We start from the raw sequence: 2,644 nt of genomic DNA on the forward strand, positions 1-2,644 counted from the left end.
AGCTGGTTGAAACGATCTTCCGGGAAGAAGTTGACGATACGATCCATCGCCTGGTTGGCGTTGTTGGCATGCAGGGTGGCCAGACACAGGTGGCCGGTTTCGGCGAAAGCGATGGCGTGTTCCATGGTTTCGCGCGAACGGATTTCGCCGATCAGAATCACATCCGGCGCCTGGCGCAGCGTATTTTTCAGGGCGACTTCGAAACTTTCGGTATCCAGGCCCACCTCGCGCTGGGTAACGATGCAACCCTGGTGGTGATGAATGAACTCGATCGGATCTTCGATGGTAATGATATGGCCGGTGCTGTTCTTGTTGCGATAGCCGACCATGGCCGCCAGGGAGCTGGATTTACCGGAGCCGGTCCCGCCGACGAAGATGACCAGACCGCGCTTGGTCATGGCGATATCACGCAGAATCGGCGGCAATTTCAGGTCCTCGAAAGTCGGGATAGTGACCTCGATTTTGCGCAATACCATGCCGGCGTGATTGCGCTGACGAAAGGAGCTGACACGAAAGCGTCCGATACCGGAGGCGGAAATGGCGAAATTACACTCGTTGTGCTCCTGGAACTCCTTTTTCTGCGCCTCACTCATGATTCCCATGACCAGTTCCTCGGCCTGCCCGGGGGTCAGGGTCGCCTGGGTCACGGGCATGATTTTGCCATTGACCTTCATACTCGGTGCCACGCCCGCGGTAATGAACAGGTCCGAGGCGTTTTTGTGCACCATCAGTTTCAGTAACGATTCAAAATCCATGACGCCGACCTCGTGTCAGTCTTCCGGTTGTGCCGGATTACACTAGTTTAATCGAAAGTTTCCTTGTTGGCCGCCTTGACGCGCGCTTCCTGCTTGCTGACCACGCCGCGCTGGACCAGCTCGTGCAGGTTCTGATCGAGCGTCTGCATGCCATACTGCTGGCCGGTCTGGATGGCGGAGTACATCTGCGCCACCTTGTCCTCGCGAATCAGGTTACGAATGGCGGAGGTGCCGATCATGATCTCGTGGGCCGCCACCCGGCCGCCACCGATTTTCTTGAGCAGGGTCTGGGCGATAACCGCGCGCAGCGACTCGGAGAGCATGGAACGAACCATGCCTTTTTCCGCCGCCGGGAACACGTCGATGATACGGTCGATGGTCTTGGCCGCCGAACTGGTGTGCAGAGTGCCGAACACCAGATGACCGGTTTCGGCAGCGGTCAGGGCCAGGCGAATGGTTTCCAGATCGCGCAGCTCGCCCACCAGGACGATGTCCGGATCCTCACGCAACGCCGAGCGCAGCGCCTCGCTGAAGCCAAGGGTGTCACGATGGACCTCGCGCTGATTGACCAGGCACTTTTTGGATTCGTGGACGAACTCGATCGGGTCCTCGATGGTCAGAATATGACCATAGTCGTTCTCATTCTTGTAATCGACCATCGCCGCCAGGGTGGTGGATTTACCGGAACCGGTCGGGCCGGTGACCAGCACGATGCCGCGCGCGTTGTCGGAGACATCCTTGAACACGGCGGGGCAGTTGAGTTCCTCCAGGGTCATAATCTTGGAAGGGATGGTCCGGAACACCGCCGCCGCACCGCGGTTGTGATTGAAGGCGTTGACACGAAAACGGGCCAGGCCCTGGATTTCAAAGGAAAAGTCGGTCTCCAGAAATTCCTCGAAATCCTTGCGTTGCTTGTCGTTCATGATGTCGTACACCAGCGAGTGCACGGTCTTGTGTTCCATGGCCGGGATATTGATACGCCGCACGTCCCCGTCGACGCGAATCATGGGCGGCAGTCCGGCGGACAGGTGAAGATCCGAGGCGCCGTTTTTTACGCCAAAGGCCAGCAGTTCGGTTATGTCCATCAGGCAGTCACTCTTTAATTAAATCGTTGTTATGATACAAATCGAACTTTGATAGCAGACATTTTCGGTTATCGGTAGTCCGCCCGAATTCTTAATCCTGAATATCCTGAATTCAGTACAGACGACTAACCTACCGCCGCACCGCCCGCGAGGCAAGATGAACAGCATAGCGCAACGGCTCGAACAGGTTCGGGCACGAATCACACAAGCCGAACAGCAGGCAGGACGGGCGCCCGGCTCGGTCCGGCTGCTGGCAGTGAGCAAAACCCGCCCGGTCGCCGATCTGCGCGCGGCACTGACTGCGGGGCAGACCTGTTTCGGCGAGAATTACCTGCAGGACGCCCTGCCCAAGATCGCCGAACTGGCCGACGAGTCCATCGAGTGGCACTACATCGGCCCCATCCAGTCCAACAAAACCCGCGAGATCGCCGAGCATTTCGCCTGGGTGCACAGCGTGGAGCGGCTCAAGATCGCCCGGCGCCTGAGCGAACAGCGCCCGTCCCACCTGCCATCACTCAACCTCTGCCTGCAGGTCAATACCTCCGGCGAGGCGAGCAAATCCGGCACCGCCCCGGATGAAGCCCTCGAGCTGGCCCGAACCATCGCCGGGCTGCCCAACCTGCAGCTGCGCGGCCTGATGACCATCCCCGCCCGGACCACGGCGTTCGAACAGCAACGGATCCCGTTTCGCCGCTTGCGCGAACTGTACGACCAACTCAACGCCGAGGGACTCGCGCTGGATACCCTGTCGATGGGTATGACCGGCGACATGGAAGCCGCCATCGCCGAGGGCAGTACGATGGT

General features: G+C 59.2%; 2 protein-coding genes and 1 pseudogene. 1 reads left to right on the forward strand and 2 read right to left on the reverse strand.

Annotated features, from left to right (window positions below; genetic code table 11):
* Window positions 1-755: pseudogene (locus RI563_RS12175) on the reverse strand (PilT/PilU family type 4a pilus ATPase); the annotation flags it as partial.
* A 47-nt stretch (window positions 756-802) separates the two neighbouring features.
* Window positions 803-1,840 (reverse strand): type IV pilus twitching motility protein PilT, encoded by a 1,038-nt coding sequence (locus RI563_RS12180; RefSeq protein WP_310694655.1) that lies wholly within the window; start codon window positions 1,838-1,840, stop codon window positions 803-805.
* Window positions 1,841-1,997: 157 nt separating this feature from the next.
* On the opposite strand from RI563_RS12180, the gene RI563_RS12185 reads away from it, so the two are divergent.
* The coding region (locus RI563_RS12185; RefSeq protein WP_310694656.1) for a YggS family pyridoxal phosphate-dependent enzyme at window positions 1,998-2,644 on the forward strand (647 nt) is incomplete at its 3' end.

Origin of the sequence: Thiohalophilus sp. (genome assembly GCF_031581315.1) — a bacterium.
Classification (GTDB): Bacteria; Pseudomonadota; Gammaproteobacteria; order UBA6429; family Thiohalophilaceae; genus Thiohalophilus.

Bases quoted from the DNA above. Each gene is read 5' to 3' on its own strand.
- RI563_RS12180 (WP_310694655.1), bottom strand. From the start codon at position 1,840: ATGGACATAACCGAACTGCTGGCCTTTGGCGTAAAAAACGGCGCCTCG.